We start from the raw sequence: 16,429 nt of genomic DNA on the forward strand, positions 1-16,429 counted from the left end.
AACCTCCCCAGTTGATGTAAACTGCGACGTAGTGTGCCATTCTCTTTCCAAGCATTGGTTGAGGCATTCGCTACGCTCAACTATCATTAGAAAGAGAGCCTTCTCATAAAGTTACTTTCACTACGTCGCAGTTTCTAGTTTTTATGTGAATAACAACTTTTTAGAAAATAGCCTTTATTTTTTCTTTCGTAGTAGAATAATGCCTATGATAATAAGTGCGATCGGCCAATAATCTTCTATATAATCAAGGACCACGTAAATCCAATCGAGCCATTCTGGTACCTCTATGGGAAAGATCAAAATAATAGAAATACCTATAAGCAGAATACCGGCGAATAAACCATCACGGGTCTGCATATAACGAATAATAAATGCAATCCCTATAATAAGTAGGTAAACAGCCCAATGGTCAATCCAAAAATTATAGTGATGCAGGCCATGTAAATGAATGCCTACCCTAGAATAATCGTACCAACAAATAAAAGCTGGTATTTCTTTTTTGTATAACTATACAGCAGTAATGAAACTCCAATAATAATCAGCAGTGTAGGCAAGGAATAAAAATCGGTGAGTATTGGGATCTTCAACTGTCGAAGTAGAAAAAATAATCCAATCCCGATTAATATATATGCCGCAAGTGAGTTTCTTTTCTTCAAGTCATACACCCCAAGTCAGTTATAAATTGATTTCTTGCTAATTGAACGTGGTTATGGTAAAGTACATCCCGAGTTCAATATTTATACGTTTTATCCTATCATATTGTTTCAGAAACTGTTCACATTTTCAAAAAAAGTGACCGAACTTATATGATATAATAGAAGATATATGGCTTCACATATGTTCACCATGAACATATTCCTAAAGTTTTGGTGGGGGTAGATAAAGTGCACATATTGAAAGTTGGGTTTAATTATAAAACAGCCCCTGTAGAAATAAGAGAAAGACTCACATTTTCAGAGCAATCCCTTCATGAAGCAATGAAGGTATTAAAAGAACAGAAAAGCATTCTGGAAAATGTGATCGTTTCTACATGTAATCGTACGGAAATCTATGCAGTGGTTGATCAAATTCATACAGGTCGTTATTATATAAAACAATTCCTGGCCGATTGGTTTCAAATGGATAAGGAGGATTTCGCTGCTTATTTACGAATCAAAGAAGATGACAGTGCATTTGAGCACTTATTCCGGGTATCTACGGGCCTTGATTCGATGATTTTAGGGGAGACGCAAATCCTTGGCCAGGTGAAGAATTCTTTTTCAGCATCACAGAAGATGGATGCGACTGGAACTATTTTTAATGAACTTTTTAAACAGGCAATTACCTTTGGAAAACGAGTAAGAAAGGACACAGCAATTGGCGCACATGCCGTATCGGTAAGCTTTGCTGCTGTTGAGTTAGCTAAGAAAATATTTGGCGACTTAACGCACAAACATGTTGTCATTCTTGGTGCCGGGAAGATGGGTGAGCTTGCGGCGAAAAATCTTCAAGGATCAGGAGCGACTGATATTACGGTTGTAAACCGGTCTTTTGAAAAAGCAGAAGCGTTGGCCAGAAGATTTAATGCAAAGCCGGCACATGCAGATAATTTAGCAGATATAATGGCAAGGGCAGATATTTTGATTAGTTCTACGGGCTCGGATTCAGTTTTATTGACGAAGGAAATGATTGAATCCATTCAAACACAACGAAAAGGAAGCCCGTTATTCCTTGTTGATATTGCAGTACCGAGAGATCTGGATCCAGCTATCAGCGAATTGGAGAATGTATTTTTACACGATATAGACGACTTACAGCATATTGTTGATGCGAATCTTGAATCGAGAAAAGAAGCAGCAAAAGAAGTTGAAATCATGCTTGAAGCAGAAATTGTTGCATTTAAAGAATGGTTAAAAACACTAGGTGTAGTTCCAATTATTTCTGCATTGCGACAAAAGGCATTATCCATTCAAGGAGAAACAATGGAGAGTATCGAAAGAAAAATGCCAGATCTAACAGAACGTGAGAAAAAAGTATTAAATAAGCATACGAAAAGTATCATTAATCAATTATTAAAAGAACCGATTACACAGGCAAAAGAACTGGCTGGTACAGATGGAGCAGATGATGCACTGGATTTGTTTATAGATATTTTTGGCATTGAAGAAGAAGTAAAGTCCGAAATGGATAAACAGACAGAAAGCAATGATACCATTTCAAACTTAAAAAAGGAAAAAAAGATAGCTTTTCCTATAATTGAGAAGATAACCAGCATGTAAGCTGAGATGATGGTTAAACTGAAAATCATTCATTATTGTTTACGTTTATCATAACCAGAAGGCGAGACGTGCCAGCTTTCTGGTTCGTTCGTATGGCTTGACAGCCGCCTGTTTTAATTAGCAGACTTTAGGAGGATGTTGGATGCGTAAGATCGTCGTTGGATCAAGAAAAAGTAATCTTGCACTAACACAAACGGAGTGGGTCATTGACCAATTAAAAGAAGCTGGTCTACAGAATGAATTTGATGTACGTAAAATCAGTACAAAAGGGGATCGTATTCTGGACGTTACCTTATCGAAAGTAGGCGGTAAGGGTCTGTTTGTGAAAGAAATTGAACAAGCTATGTACAATAAAGAGATTGATTTCGCTGTACATAGTATGAAAGATATGCCATCTGAAATGCCGGAGGGACTGATGATTACTACTATTCCGGTAAGGGAAGATCACCGTGATGCCTACATTGCAAAAAATAATGTAGCCTTAAAGGATTTACCAGCTGGAGCCATTGTCGGAACCAGTAGTCTGCGCCGGCAAGCTCAGATTGCAGCTGCAAGACCTGATGTTACGATCAAATGGATTCGCGGAAATATCGAAACACGTTTGCGGAAATTAGAGGAAGAGGATTATGATGCGATAATTCTAGCTGTATCGGGTCTGAAGCGTGTCGGGTTGAGCGAAGAACTCATTACAGAATACCTTGAACCGGATGTTTGTGTTCCAGCAGTTGGGCAAGGGGCGTTAGCAATAGAATGCCGCGAAGATGACCATGAGCTTCATCAATTATTGGCAATAATCAATGATGGACAAACAACCAAAACGGTTACTGCGGAAAGAACATTTTTACATTTGCTTGAAGGCGGTTGTCAGGTTCCAATTGGTGGTTATGCATATTTAGAAGGTGAAGATATTATTTTACATGCATTGGTAGGAACACCGGATGGTAAGACAATGTTAAAAGAAGAGGTTCGTGGTACAGATCCAAAAGCTGTCGGGGAAGAAGCTGCGAACAAACTTATTGACCAGGGCGGAAAGAAAATAATCGATCAGGTTAAAGAGGAGCTTGACCAGTAATGGCAATTTCATTACGTGACAAGAAGATCCTGATAACGAGAGAGGAGAAACAAGCGAAAACGTTTTCTGATAAAGTTTTAACGTATGGCGGATTACCAATTGTAGTGCCTCTTTTGAAAATTTCATGCAAGGATCGGGAGGAAAATAAACGGATTTTTTCGAATGTCAATCGCTATGAATGGATTTTTTTTACGAGTTCCAATGGCGTAAGCTGTTTTTTCCAATTAGCCAAACAATATCACGTAAACAATGCCATTTTAAAAAACAAACGATTAGCTGTTGTAGGTCATAAAACAGAGAATACATTAAAAACATTCGGGTATGCTGCTGATTTCACTCCGACGGTATATAATGCAGATACTATGGCAAATGAGTTTTTATCAATATATACAGGTTCAGGTCCTATTCTACTGGTACGGGGTAATCGTTCCAGGGATGTTCTTCCTACTGTGTTTGCAGCGCATGGGATAACGTACGATTCCGCTCAAGTTTATGAAATGTCTTATAACTATCAAATGGCAGATCGCTTAAATACGACGCTAACAAATACGTTTGATTTTATAACATTTACAAGTCCGTCGACAGTTGAGGCTTTTGTTGAAATGACATCGATCCCTCATGAGGCAACATGTGTATGCATTGGCACAACTACGCAGAGGCGTGCAAGTGAATTAGGCTTTACGTCTATTTTAACACCAGAAGAATTTACAATAGACGGTATGTTACAGTGTATAAGTAATTATATCGCTCAGGAGGAGTTATGAAAATGACAAAAGATTTCGATCGGCATCGTAGGTTAAGGTCATCTTCCTCGATGCGCGCGTTAGTCCGTGAAAATCATTTACGTGCAGAAGATTTTATTTATCCAATGTTCGTGGCGGAAGGAGAAAATATTAAAAATGAAGTTGCTTCCATGCCGGGAGTGTTTCAAGTTTCGCTTGATTTACTGCATGATGAAGTGAAGGCGACCGATGAACTTGGAATTAAGGCGCTAATGCTTTTTGGTGTTCCGATGGAGAAAGATGAACAGGGGACAGGAGCTTTTCATGAACATGGTATTGTACAGGAGGCTACCCGACTAATTAAACGGGATTTCCCGGAAATGCTGGTCGTTGCAGATACATGCCTGTGTGAATATACATCCCATGGTCATTGCGGCGTTATCCATAATGGTGATGTTGATAATGATGAATCGTTGAAATTATTAGCTAAAACAGCGGTATCCCAGGCCAACGCAGGTGCAGATATCATTGCACCATCGAACATGATGGATGGATTTGTAACCGTTATTCGACAGGAACTGGATGAGGCAGGTTTTAAGAATGTTCCGATTATGTCTTATGCGGTAAAATATTCCTCAGCTTTTTTTGGTCCTTTCAGAGATGCTGCCGACAGTACACCACAATTCGGTGATCGCAAAACCTACCAGATGGACCCCGCTAATCGGATGGAGGCGTTACGTGAAGCTCAATCAGATATCAAAGAGGGTGCGGATTTTCTGATTGTCAAACCTGCACTATCTTATCTTGATATCGTACGAGATGTGCGAAATACTTATCATGTACCCGTCGTTGCTTATAATGTAAGTGGTGAATATTCCATGGTAAAAGCAGCCGCACAAAATGGCTGGATTAATGAGCAGGAATTAGTGATGGAAAAATTAACGGCCATGAAACGTGCAGGAGCAGACCTTATTATCACTTATTTTGCAAAAGACGTAGCAAAATGGTTGAATGAATAGGAAGCAAATAATATGCAGTGAGGGTGATTAATGGTGAAAAATTTCAATAATTCTATAGACGCGTATAAGGAGTCGGTTGATTTAATGCCCGGTGGAGTGAATTCACCGGTTCGGGCATTTAAATCTGTCGACATGTCCCCGATTTTTATGGACCATGGTAAAGGATCTAAAATTGTTGATATCGATGGTAATGAATATATCGATTATGTACTAAGCTGGGGCCCTTTAATCTTAGGACATGCCGATGAGCGTGTTGTCTCCAAGTTACAGGAAGCTGCTGCAAAAGGGACGAGTTTTGGTACGTCAACCATTATTGAGAATAAGCTCACACAACTCGTCACGGAGCGGGTACCATCCATAGATATGGTTCGCATGGTAAACTCTGGAACTGAAGCAACCATGAGTGCGCTTCGTTTAGCCAGGGGATATACAGGAAGAGATAAAATATTGAAATTCGAAGGAAATTACCATGGACACGGTGACTCCCTATTGATTAAAGCTGGATCCGGTGTCGCTACTTTAGGATTACCTGATAGTCCAGGTGTCCCGGAATCGATTGCAAGCAATACGATTACTGTCCCATATAATGATGTTGAGAGTGTTCGCTATGTATTTGAACAATATGGCGAGGATATCGCGGCAGTTATAGTAGAGCCTGTCTCCGGAAATATGGGCGTTGTTCCGCCGCAAGATAATTTCCTGCAGGATTTACGCAAAATTACGGAAGATAATGGTACGCTATTAATTTTTGATGAAGTCATGACAGGTTTCCGTGTGGGATATAATTGTGCACAAGGCTACTTTGGAGTAATACCTGATTTAACTTGTCTTGGAAAAGTTATTGGTGGTGGTCTACCAGTAGGTGCATATGGAGGAAAACGCGAAATTATGGAAAATATTGCGCCAACCGGTTCCATTTATCAAGCTGGGACATTATCCGGGAATCCATTAGCAATGATCTCCGGATATGAAACATTGGGTGCACTAAGTGAATCCGATTATGAAATCATTAATCAGAAAGTCGATAAATTGATGGAAGGCTATAAACAAGCCGCTAATGATTTCCAAATACCACTCCAAATTAATCGTGCTGGTTCGATGGTTGGTGTTTTCTTCACCGATGAACCTGTTATTAATTTTGAGACAGCACAAACAGCCAATTTGGATTATTTTGCTCAATACTACAGAGGGATGATAGAAGAAGGTATATTTTTGCCACCTTCTCAATTTGAAGGATTATTTCTGTCCACAGCACATACCGATCAAGATATTGATAAAACGATTCAAGCAGTTCGGAATGTGTTTTCCAAAATTGAAAAGTGATGTACCAATGTTTAAAAGCTATTCCATTTCGGGATGGCTTTTTTCATTATGTAAGCATAATAGCGGATTATAACTCATATAATTCTTAAGACATATCAGCTTATGGAATATTTTTTGCCTGAAGGGAGGAAGTCATTTGTCAAACGATCAATCTGTATTCAGCTTTGAGCTAAATGAATCCCTTTATTTTGAAAAGGGACAGGAAGTTGCAGAAATAAGAGGAATTTCACTGGATCCGGAAATATCTATTCAATCCTTTCATGAGTATATTTCAATAAGAGGCGTCATTGAATTAAATGGGGAGTACCAGAAAGTAGAATATCCGGAGGAAGAACCTTATCCAAATGATTTTGAAGATGTGCATTCCAATCGCTACGTAGAAAGTGTTATCGATACGGAAGATGGTACTGCAGCATTTTCTCATCAGTTTCCAGTGGAAATTTCCATACCTTCTTATCGTGTCACAAATTTAGATGATGTAACGGTTAACATTGCATCCTTTGATTATGAAATACCGGATCAAAATCAGTTAAAATTAACTTCCACAATTGTAATTGACGGTATCAACAGTCAGACAGACCGTGAAGAAGAGGAGGATGTGGAAGAACAAGTGAAAGTGGATGAGGCTTTCCAATTTGAAGTTAAAGAGGAGCCGGAAAAAGAATCACCTGATATGATTGCATCCATTGATCCTACAGATATTCCTGCATTATCTACGGAAACGGAAGAAGAATCAATAGAGGATAACCGTTGGAAAACAAAAAAATCACAAACGTTAAAAGAATTCTTTGATAACCTATCATCGAAGGAGGAGGAAGAGACTGCACCGGAGTTCTCGGAGGATCCAAACGATTATGAATCCCCGGAGTTTCCCGAAGATCCACAAGATTTCTCCAATGATAATTACACAGAAGAATCACATGAAATTTATGAAAGTATGGAAAGTCGCTCGGCGTCGATGGAAAATGTAAGCTATCTATCTGATATGTTCAGAAATACGGAAGAAGAACAGTATACGAAAATGAAACTTTGCATCGTTCAGGAGAAAGATACTATTGATACAATCGCAGAGCGTTATCAGATATCTGCATTACAATTAATAAAACAAAATCAACTAGATGATGAATATAAGGTAACAGAAGGTCAATTGCTGTACATCCCTAATAGGAAATAAAATCACACCCCTTGATTAACAGAACTCAAGGGGTCTCTAATTTTAAATCCGGGTGGTGAATGAATTGGAAGTATTGAAAAAGGTGTTAAACTCCTATGCTATTTATCCTTTAGCGATAGAAGAAGTAACCGAAAGACTGTTTCGAGTAAGCGACGGTCAACGAGAATATGCGCTGAAAAAGAGTTTATTATCCAAAGAATCATTGGCAAACTTTGAAAATGTATATCATACAGCATTCTCTCAACATATAGCCACTATTTTACCTGTGTATTTGACGAAAAGCGGGAATCTTTATACGGAAATGAACCAAACCATCTTTTATTTAACCCCCTGGATAGAATATTCTAATACGAAACAAAGTCAGTTAATTGAAAACCTTTATAAAAATATAGGTGCTGTCCATGCAAAAACAAAGCAGACACAACTCATTTCAACGGAAAGACTAATTCGTGAATTCACTACATACAAAGCATTTTGCGAACATGCCGCAAACGAATTAATCACATTTGTGCAGCAATTTGAGAAAAGTAGATTTATGTCCCCATTCGAACTATTAGTTTGCACACATTATCGAGATTTGGAATTTACGTTAAAAGAAATCATCAAACGAATTCAACACCTTATTGATGAACAAGAAGAGGAAATAAGCTGGAATTTTAGTTTATGTCATGGTAACGTAAGGATCTCCCATACGTTAGGAGCACATATGATAAATTGGGAAAATGCGTATTACGATAATGCTGTCATGGATTTAGCCGCATTTTTCAAACAGGAAGTTAGTCACTATGATCAACCCCGTGACGCACTCATGGAACAGTTCTCGACATATAACCATGAAAACGAATTGAATCAACATGAATTGAATCTGCTTATCATTCATTTATTGAACCCAACCAATTATCTAAAGATTGTACAGCAATATGCCGGCCACACTTCTGTAGATACGATGGTGACTCGTGTAAGGAAATTACAGCACGCCCATCGTCAGCTTTTATTTGGTCTGCAGTTCTCAAAATATGTGGAGACGGAATATGAAGTATCTTCCTTGGATGAACTTGAAAGTTAAATCCATTCCAAGTAAAAGGCAATAAACAAACCGACTAAAAGGCCTAATAAAAATACATCTAATGTTGTGGGAAAGAGTAATGTCCGGATCAATTGAAAGATTAGAATGGGTAATGTCACTCTTTCTATAATAATAATACTACGCCTTGCCCATGGTGGTAATTTATACCGATAAAAACGTGCCAATTTAAATCACCTCTTTGTTAGCAGATTCACATAATGGTTTTATTTTTAATATACTATGTATATAGGTACTGGTTTTGTGCAAAATTAGAATTAATAGTTGACGAAATGGTTCCTTATGGATAAAATGAACATTAATATGAAAAAGCTTTGATAGGGAGCGTACAAAATAATCACCTACAGAGAGGGAATAGAAGCTGAGAATTTCCCGGAAACGATGTTTTGGAAGGTCGCCCTTGAGCAGCGTCTCTGAACGATAAGTAGGAGAATGCCGGTATTTGCCGTTATCCATCAATGAAGTGTACAAATCTGTGATGATTTGTAAACAAAGGTGGTACCACGGAAATAAACCCTTTTCGTCCTTTTTAAGGATGGAGAGGGTTTTTTATGTAAGGTTCCAATCGTAAGTATTGTTGCTTTTAAATCTCCGCAGCTTATATTTTTTGTGTCAAAAGCAATAATCTTTTACAAAGCAGTAATCGTTACTAATAAATGAAGGAGACGTTTTTTATGGATGAAGAGCAAAAGACTTCACTGCCGTCTAAATATCATCCAAAGGCAGTTGAAAAGGATAGGTATCAATTTTGGCTGAAAGGAAAATACTTTGAAGCAACAGGTGACCCGGAAAAAGAACCATTTACCATTGTTATTCCACCTCCGAATGTAACTGGAAGACTACATTTGGGGCATGCATGGGATATGACCATGCAGGATACGATTTCCCGAATGAAACGAATGCAGGGCTATGATGTATTATGGTTACCAGGGATGGATCATGCCGGTATTGCGACACAGGCCAAAGTAGAGGCAAAGCTAAAAGAACAGGGGAAAAACCGCTATGAATTAGGACGGGAAAAGTTTATGGCGACTGCCTGGGAATGGAAAGAAGAATACGCTGATTTTATTCGTTCGCAGTGGGAGAGTTTAGGTCTTGGACTGGATTATTCACGGGAACGATTTACACTTGATGATGGTTTGTCGGATGCGGTAAAAGAGGTTTTTGTAACATTATATGAAAAAGGGCTTATCTATCGCGGGGAATACATCATAAATTGGGATCCTAAGACGCGCACTGCTCTTTCGGATATCGAAGTCATTTACGAAGAGGTTGAAGGTAAATTTTATCATATGCGATACCCGATAAAAGATAGTGATGAAACCATTGAAATTGCTACAACAAGGCCAGAAACCATGTTGGGTGATACAGCAGTAGCTGTTCATCCTGAAGACGGGCGCTACACGCATTTAATTGGTAAAACGGTTATTTTACCAATTGTAGGACGTGAAATCGAAATTGTAGCGGATGAATATGTTGATATGGAATTAGGTTCCGGTGCGGTTAAAATTACACCGGCACATGATCCGAATGATTTTGAAGTTGGTAATCGCCATAACTTAAAACGCATTCTCATTATGCATGAGGATGGATCTATGAACGAGAATGCCGGTAAATATGAGGGACTTGATCGCTTGGATTGTCGCGAGCAGATTGTGAAAGACCTTCAAGAGCAGGGTGTGCTATTTCACATTGAAGAGCGCATTCATCAGGTGGGGCATTCTGAACGGAGCGGTGCTGTTGTTGAACCATATCTGTCGACGCAATGGTTTGTTCATATGCAGCCACTGGCAGATGCAGCAATGGCATTGCAGGAAAAAGATGAAAAAGTGAATTTTGTACCGGAGCGTTTTGAAGGGACATATTTACATTGGATGGAAAATATTCGTGACTGGGTCATCTCCCGTCAGCTTTGGTGGGGGCACCGTATTCCTGCGTGGTATCATAAAGAAACGAAAGAAATATATGTTGGAAAAGAAGCTCCTGCAGATATCGAGAATTGGGAGCAGGATGAAGACGTATTGGATACATGGTTCTCTTCTGCGTTGTGGCCATTTTCGACAATGGGATGGCCGGATGTAAATGCCACAGATTTTAAACGTTATTTTCCTACTGATGTATTGGTAACCGGGTATGATATTATTTTCTTCTGGGTAGCACGGATGATTTTTCAATCCAAGGAGTTTACGGACCAAAGACCGTTTAAAGATGTACTCATTCATGGACTAATTCGTGATTCTCAAGGACGGAAAATGAGTAAATCATTGGGCAATGGTGTTGATCCCATGGAGGTTGTTGATAAGTATGGGGCAGATTCCCTTCGTTATTTCTTATTAACTGGATCTACACCGGGACAAGATCTTCGTTTCCATTGGGAAAAAGTAGAATCCACATGGAACTTTGCCAATAAAGTATGGAATGCCTCCCGTTTTTCATTAATGAATATGGAAGGATTTACGTATGAAGATATCGATTTAACCGGGGAAAAATCGTTGGCTGATAAATGGATTTTAACGAGATTGAATGAGACGATTGATCATGTTACGAAAAATACGAACAAATATGAATTTGGCGAAGCGGGCCGTCATTTATATAATTTCATCTGGGATGAGTTATGCGACTGGTATATTGAAATGGCGAAACTTCCACTGTACGGTGAAGATGAAAGGAGGAAAAATACAACACGCTCTGTTCTGGCTTATGTTCTAGATCAAACGATGCGCATGCTTCACCCGTATATGCCATTTGTTACAGAAGAAATTTGGCAGCAACTGCCACATCGTGGAGAATCAATTGCCATTGCTACGTGGCCTGAGTTACGTAGCGAATTCCACGATGAAGTTGCTTCCACAGAAATGAAACGACTGGTATCGATTATTAAAGCTGTACGTAATATCCGGGCGGAAGTGGATACGCCGATGTCCAAACAAGTCAAACTTCTGATACAAGCCGAGGACAATGCTATTGTTGCAGAACTTGAGAACAATCGCGATTACTTGGAGCGTTTCTGTAATCCAAGCGAATTGACGATTTCAAGTCAATTGGATATACCGGAACAAGCGATGTCAGCAGTTATAACAGGTGCTCAAGTTTACCTTCCACTTGAAGGATTAATTGATGTTGACAAAGAAATAAAGCGACTTGAAAAGGAACTCTCTAAATGGAATAAGGAAGTTGAACGTGTGAAGAAAAAGTTAGCAAATGAAGGATTCGTAAACAAAGCACCTCAAGCAGTCGTCGACGAAGAAAAACAAAAAGAACAAGATTATTTGGAAAAGCAAGCAAAAGTGAAGACACGTTTGGAAGAGCTAAAAGGATAATATAAGCGGAATTCCCAAGTCTAAGCCTGGGAATTCCGCTTATTTATTTCTGATTTTATATGTGTTACATATTTTTGTAAAATATTTATATTGCTAACTGCGCTTAGTGTTCTTGAACCTACCACGTCTTCTATTTCATTAAATAGTAATTCTCCATTTACCCCGATTAAAAAATCAATACCTACCATATCAAAATGAAAATGATTGGTAATCTTGTTTATGATTTTACGTTCATGTTCTTGAAGTTCATACAACCGAGCGGAGCCACCGAGTTTAAAATTGGCCCTAAAATCGTTGTTGTTTTCCCTTAGGATCGCACCAATAATTTCGTTGTCTACCACAAATACACGTAGATCCTTGCCCAGCTGTACAGGAGTAGCCTGGATGAGATAATCACCATGACTGGTAGCAGATACATACTTGAACCACGCTTGTTCATTTTCCATATAATAAACCTCATTTCCGCCTCTCCCAATTGTTTCTTTTACAACAAAGGGGTAGGGGATAGGGGGGATGTTCGGTAGCATATCTTTTTTGAAATAAAACGTATCAACCATCGGAATATCTAGATTTATCATATGATGGTGGGTTAAAGCTTTATCATTACAAATGTGTGATATAGTAGCTGAATTAAAAACGATGATGCCGCACGCCTCTAAGTGTAGGTTTAATAATGGTTCAATCGTTCGTACAATGACAAACTCCGGTTTAGGGTTAGTTTTTTCATTTCTTTTCACCATTCGTTGCTGATTTTGGATACCAATCGTTATTTCTTCACGCAGGACTAATTCAAGTGATAAATGCTGCTGCCTAGCTTCATCAATAAACCAATCGATATAACGCTTATTTTGATCGACATCTTTTCTGCTGTAAATTAACCACCCATACATATAAGCAACTCACTCCCAAAGAATATAGTCCATGATATAATCCGCTACATTTATTCCGGTACAGTCATACATATTACGAATATGTGCGTTGGAATTAACCTCACAAATGAATGGAGATTGATCTGGTCCGAATAACAGATCCACCCCGGCAAAATCAGCTCCAATTGCATTCGTAGCCGCAATGGCTAGTTCTTTTTCTGAATCTGTTGGCTGGTAAGCTTCCATTATTCCTCCGGAGGAAACATTGGATCGAAAATCATCGATTGCCCATCGCTTCATTGCGGCCACTACCCTATTTCCAACAACATGCAGACGCATATCTTTTCCAAAGCTTGAGGAAATGAATTCCTGAAATAAAAATGGTGTTGCTTGAAGGTTTTCAACCTTTGCTTGTAATTCTTCCTTTGTATGTACCAAATAAACTTGCTGGCCAAAAGAACCGAAAGCTTCTTTAACAATCATTGGCAACCCAAGCCTATGAATGGCAAGTTCTATATTGGTAGTGTTTGCTATTGCGTTCGAAAAAATCTTCGGTGCAATGATCGTTTTGGGTATTGGCAATTTGTGTCTAGCCAAATGTTGATAGGTATCAATCTTATCATCACTGCGCTGGATGGCTTCTGCGCTGTTATATATAGGAATTCCCAGTGACTCCAATTGTTTGGCTAAATAGATATCCTTATCTGCAAAAACGACATAATCAGGTAAGATTTGCTTTTCTTGCTGTAGTAGATCTATTTCACCGCGTCCTAGATAAGCAAACAGCTCATTGTTCTTGTAGATTGTCGTCTCGCTACCTTTTCTTGTTGCAGCATCCTGTATCCATTTGGCAAAATCCAGAAATTTATCACCGGGTAAATTCCCGTTATATATAATCCATCCTTGTAAATTCATTGAAGACGCCCTTTCTGCTATACTAATTAGTAATTGATATAAAAAGTAGGTGTACATATGTTTGAAAATGTTGAACAGGTTGAAGCTTTTTTTGCGAGCAGAAAATCACTGGGGATAAAACCAGGATTAGACCGGGTCAATGCATTACTTTCGTTAATGAATAATCCCCAGAACCATATGCGGGCCATCCATGTTGCCGGAACCAATGGTAAAGGTTCGACGATCCATTTTATGAAAGATGCCCTAAAAGCAAACGGCTATCAAGTTGGCGTATTTACTTCACCTAGCATGACAGGGTTAAGGGGGCATATCATGATAAATGACAGTACCATACCTGAAGCTATTTTTCTGGAATTAATGCGTGCTGTTCACCCTGCCATTAAACAGTTAGATCGTAAGTCCCAAGCTCCAACAGAATTTGAAATTATGACGGTGCTTGCATTTATGTATTTTTCAACCCATACAGATATTGCTCTTATTGAAGCAGGAATGGGGGGACGTGAAGACACAACCAATGTTTTTTCACCTATTTTATCTATTATAACAAATGTTGCAAGAGATCATACTGCTTTTTTAGGTGATACAACAGCAGAAATCGCATATCAAAAAGCCGGTATTATTAAAAATCATGTGCCGGTTGTTAGTGGCGATTTGGGCAGGGAAGCATTACATGTCATAGAAAAAGAAATCCTATTACGTGATACACAACTTTATCAGCTGGGGAAGGATTTTAGCTGTACAAATCTTAAGAAAAAGGGAACTGTACAATATTTTTCATGGCGAAGAGTCAGGGGATATTGTGCTAATATTGCTATTCAAATGCAAGGAGATCATCAAATAAAAAACGCGTCAATTGCGTATATGGCATTGATACAATTAATAGATAATGGATATAAGTTAGATCTAGAACGAGCAATAATCGCAATGGGAAATACACAGGTTCCGGGGAGATTTGAGATGATTTGGCGTGATCCTGTAATCATCATTGATGGTGCACATAATCCAGCGGCAATGCAGGTCTTTATAGATACGGTGACGGAAAATTATAAGAGCAAAGAACGACATCTTTTATTTGCCGCTTTTCGCGATAAAGAAATTGATACAATGCTGAATCAGCTAAGTACCTATTTCTCTTCTATAACGCTCACTTCATTTGATCATCCGCGCGCAGCACAAGCTGATGTGTTGTATCAAGCAACGAATGCAGGAGACAAAGGCATCTGCAGTGATTGGGGAGACGCCATAAAGAAAATGATGCAACATCAGGATCGTTATTATTTTATAACGGGGTCATTAACCTTTATTGCCAGTGTAAGAAATTACTTTAAGCAGTGAGAAGAAACGTATTTTATGTAGAACGATTTTTAAAATAGAGTGACAACATTCGTCTTACTTTTTAACTCGTCTATGCTAGAGTAAAACAAATCAATCTGGCAATGGAGGGAAAAAAGTGGACAAGAAGAAACTTATTATATGGAAAGTAGGAAAATCAAAAAAAGATAATAGGGAGCATGCAGCAACGCTTCAAGGCACCGGAGATGACTCAGTTCCTGTATTTGCTAGAGAAACGGATCATAAACCATCGAGCAAGCGAAACAAATGGAAATCTTTTAAACCAATTATAGTAACGACTATTTCTGCTATAGCAATTGGTTCTATTTTGGGTGTTTTTATGTTGCGAATGTTTGTCGGTGTCGATAGTGATTTGACCGCAAATAATAATGCTCCAGCGGCAACAATTGATGCAGAGGATGAGGATAGTAATGCCGAGCGTATGACAGCTAGCATGGAACAAATGAATGCTTATGTGTTACAAGGCGGTGTGTTTTCAGATGAAACGAACGCCGAAGCGTGGGTAAGTAATTATGAACAGGCCGGATTTCCAGGTTTTATTTGGGAGAGGGAAGGGCAATTTTTTCTTCTATTAGGTCTAGCGAATACTGAGGAGCATGCAGAGCAATTGGCTAGTCAGTTAAAAGAACAAGAATTTGATATTTATGTAAAAGAGTGGAGCACGGAAGAAGGAGAGGTTGATCTCACAGAAGAGGAGCATGAATGGCTTCAATCTTTCCAGGAAAATTGGCAGGACGAGCTAAATGCCTTGGAGAATGACGAGGGATTAAAAGTAGATAACTGGGAAGCTTTAATGGAAAATTACCCGGATGACTCGGAAGATTTGACTGACTTACAAGAAACACTGTCGGGCCTTCGGGAATCGACCCAGGCACAAACTGAAGAACTCGAAGCACAGCACATTCTATTACAATTATGGAAGCAATACAGCGAAATAATAAAATAAAGTTATTTTCGTATGTGTTTATTGCTTGTAAACGTTTGTAGCTGATATAAACTACAACGTAACCTCCCGACCGCTCCGGAAATACATGTAGACTCCTGCGGGAACAAATGTCTTTGGTGGGACGAGCATTTATGCGCAGTCCCAGCACGTGTCCGAAGACCCGGTAGGAAGTGGTCTTCTTCCGAGGAGGCTGAGGCCGTGCCCTAAGGATGCGCATCCGCTCTTCACTGACCTGAACGGCGGTTACAGCAAATAGTTACGTCGCCGTTTATATTTTTTATGTAAATGAAGCAATCTTTTAGAAAATATCTGAAATGAAATATATCAACTACCACTTTTCTATTTTAGGTCGTTGGAAATTTGCTAAAACATTA

14 protein-coding genes and 1 other annotated feature are annotated in these 16,429 nt (G+C 38.9%); of the genes, 10 read left to right on the forward strand and 4 right to left on the reverse strand.

Features of this window, described 5'->3' with window-relative positions; genetic code table 11:
• Window positions 1-452: 452 nt before the first annotated feature.
• Window positions 453-656 (reverse strand): LiaI-LiaF-like domain-containing protein, encoded by a 204-nt coding sequence (locus KFZ56_RS19860; RefSeq protein WP_309228282.1) that lies wholly within the window; start codon window positions 654-656, stop codon window positions 453-455.
• Window positions 657-884: 228 nt separating this feature from the next.
• Here KFZ56_RS19860 and hemA point away from each other — a divergent pair, with 228 nt between their 5' ends.
• From hemA to KFZ56_RS09280, 7 genes are all read left to right on the forward strand, one after another.
• On the forward strand, window positions 885-2,258 hold the full coding sequence (gene hemA, locus KFZ56_RS09250; RefSeq protein WP_222641672.1) for a glutamyl-tRNA reductase: 1,374 nt from the start codon (window positions 885-887) through the stop codon (window positions 2,256-2,258).
• A 142-nt stretch (window positions 2,259-2,400) separates the two neighbouring features.
• Window positions 2,401-3,330 (forward strand): hydroxymethylbilane synthase, encoded by a 930-nt coding sequence (gene hemC, locus KFZ56_RS09255; protein WP_222641673.1) that lies wholly within the window; start codon window positions 2,401-2,403, stop codon window positions 3,328-3,330.
• Window positions 3,330-4,094 carry a uroporphyrinogen-III synthase gene (locus KFZ56_RS09260; protein WP_222641674.1) on the forward strand — a complete coding sequence of 255 codons (765 nt, stop codon included), beginning with the start codon at window positions 3,330-3,332 and terminating at the stop codon, window positions 4,092-4,094. The genes hemC and KFZ56_RS09260 overlap by 1 nt, the downstream gene beginning before the upstream one ends.
• A gap of 2 nt (window positions 4,095-4,096) precedes the next feature.
• Complete coding sequence (gene hemB, locus KFZ56_RS09265) at window positions 4,097-5,071, forward strand: porphobilinogen synthase (protein ID WP_222641675.1); 975 nt, start codon at window positions 4,097-4,099, stop codon at window positions 5,069-5,071.
• A 30-nt stretch (window positions 5,072-5,101) separates the two neighbouring features.
• The gene (gene hemL / locus KFZ56_RS09270) at window positions 5,102-6,394 is read left to right on the forward strand and encodes a glutamate-1-semialdehyde 2,1-aminomutase (RefSeq protein WP_222641676.1); all 1,293 of its coding nucleotides are present in this window, start codon (window positions 5,102-5,104) and stop codon (window positions 6,392-6,394) included.
• Window positions 6,395-6,530: 136 nt separating this feature from the next.
• Complete coding sequence (gene spoVID, locus KFZ56_RS09275) at window positions 6,531-7,568, forward strand: stage VI sporulation protein D (RefSeq protein ID WP_222641677.1); 1,038 nt, start codon at window positions 6,531-6,533, stop codon at window positions 7,566-7,568.
• A gap of 64 nt (window positions 7,569-7,632) precedes the next feature.
• Window positions 7,633-8,634 (forward strand): protein kinase family protein, encoded by a 1,002-nt coding sequence (locus tag KFZ56_RS09280; RefSeq protein ID WP_222641678.1) that lies wholly within the window; start codon window positions 7,633-7,635, stop codon window positions 8,632-8,634.
• On the opposite strand, the gene KFZ56_RS09285 is transcribed toward KFZ56_RS09280, so the two are convergent.
• Window positions 8,631-8,819: a YszA family small membrane protein gene (locus tag KFZ56_RS09285; RefSeq protein WP_222641679.1), complete on the reverse strand. Its 189-nt coding sequence runs from the start codon at window positions 8,817-8,819 to the stop codon at window positions 8,631-8,633. The genes KFZ56_RS09280 and KFZ56_RS09285 overlap by 4 nt on opposite strands.
• Window positions 8,820-8,957: 138 nt before the next feature.
• Window positions 8,958-9,183 (forward strand) — a binding site (T-box leader).
• 143 nt (window positions 9,184-9,326) lie between these two features.
• Between KFZ56_RS09285 and KFZ56_RS09290 the strand changes: the two genes are divergently transcribed.
• Window positions 9,327-11,972 (forward strand): valine--tRNA ligase, encoded by a 2,646-nt coding sequence (locus tag KFZ56_RS09290; RefSeq protein WP_222641680.1) that lies wholly within the window; start codon window positions 9,327-9,329, stop codon window positions 11,970-11,972.
• Between the two features lie 20 nt (window positions 11,973-11,992).
• Here KFZ56_RS09290 and KFZ56_RS09295 read toward each other — a convergent pair whose 3' ends face one another.
• Both KFZ56_RS09295 and KFZ56_RS09300 read right to left on the reverse strand, forming a co-directional pair.
• Window positions 11,993-12,862 carry an ATP-grasp domain-containing protein gene (locus KFZ56_RS09295; protein ID WP_222641681.1) on the reverse strand — a complete coding sequence of 290 codons (870 nt, stop codon included), beginning with the start codon at window positions 12,860-12,862 and terminating at the stop codon, window positions 11,993-11,995.
• Window positions 12,863-12,871: 9 nt separating this feature from the next.
• Complete coding sequence (locus KFZ56_RS09300) at window positions 12,872-13,756, reverse strand: ATP-grasp domain-containing protein (protein WP_222641682.1); 885 nt, start codon at window positions 13,754-13,756, stop codon at window positions 12,872-12,874.
• 57 nt (window positions 13,757-13,813) lie between these two features.
• Here KFZ56_RS09300 and KFZ56_RS09305 point away from each other — a divergent pair, with 57 nt between their 5' ends.
• Complete coding sequence (locus KFZ56_RS09305; RefSeq protein ID WP_222641683.1) at window positions 13,814-15,091, forward strand: bifunctional folylpolyglutamate synthase/dihydrofolate synthase; 1,278 nt, start codon at window positions 13,814-13,816, stop codon at window positions 15,089-15,091.
• A 115-nt stretch (window positions 15,092-15,206) separates the two neighbouring features.
• Window positions 15,207-16,055 (forward strand): SPOR domain-containing protein, encoded by an 849-nt coding sequence (locus KFZ56_RS19865; protein WP_222641684.1) that lies wholly within the window; start codon window positions 15,207-15,209, stop codon window positions 16,053-16,055.
• The last annotated feature ends 374 nt before the right edge of the window (window positions 16,056-16,429 follow it).

This window comes from Virgibacillus sp. NKC19-3 (assembly GCF_019837165.1).
Lineage (GTDB): Bacteria > Bacillota > Bacilli > Bacillales > Amphibacillaceae > Virgibacillus_L > Virgibacillus_L saliphilus.

What these genes read in the sequence shown, in the direction of transcription:
- hemC (WP_222641673.1), top strand. Translation starts at nt 2,401, where the DNA reads ATGCGTAAGATCGTCGTTGGATCAAGAAAAAGTAATCTTGCACTAACA.
- KFZ56_RS09260 (WP_222641674.1), top strand. Translation starts at nt 3,330, where the DNA reads ATGGCAATTTCATTACGTGACAAGAAGATCCTGATAACGAGAGAGGAG.
- hemB (WP_222641675.1), top strand. Translation starts at nt 4,097, where the DNA reads ATGACAAAAGATTTCGATCGGCATCGTAGGTTAAGGTCATCTTCCTCG.
- hemL (WP_222641676.1), top strand. Translation starts at nt 5,102, where the DNA reads ATGGTGAAAAATTTCAATAATTCTATAGACGCGTATAAGGAGTCGGTT.
- KFZ56_RS09290 (WP_222641680.1), top strand. Translation starts at nt 9,327, where the DNA reads ATGGATGAAGAGCAAAAGACTTCACTGCCGTCTAAATATCATCCAAAG.
- KFZ56_RS09295 (WP_222641681.1), bottom strand. Translation starts at nt 12,862, where the DNA reads ATGTATGGGTGGTTAATTTACAGCAGAAAAGATGTCGATCAAAATAAG.
- KFZ56_RS09300 (WP_222641682.1), bottom strand. Translation starts at nt 13,756, where the DNA reads ATGAATTTACAAGGATGGATTATATATAACGGGAATTTACCCGGTGAT.
- KFZ56_RS09305 (WP_222641683.1), top strand. Translation starts at nt 13,814, where the DNA reads ATGTTTGAAAATGTTGAACAGGTTGAAGCTTTTTTTGCGAGCAGAAAA.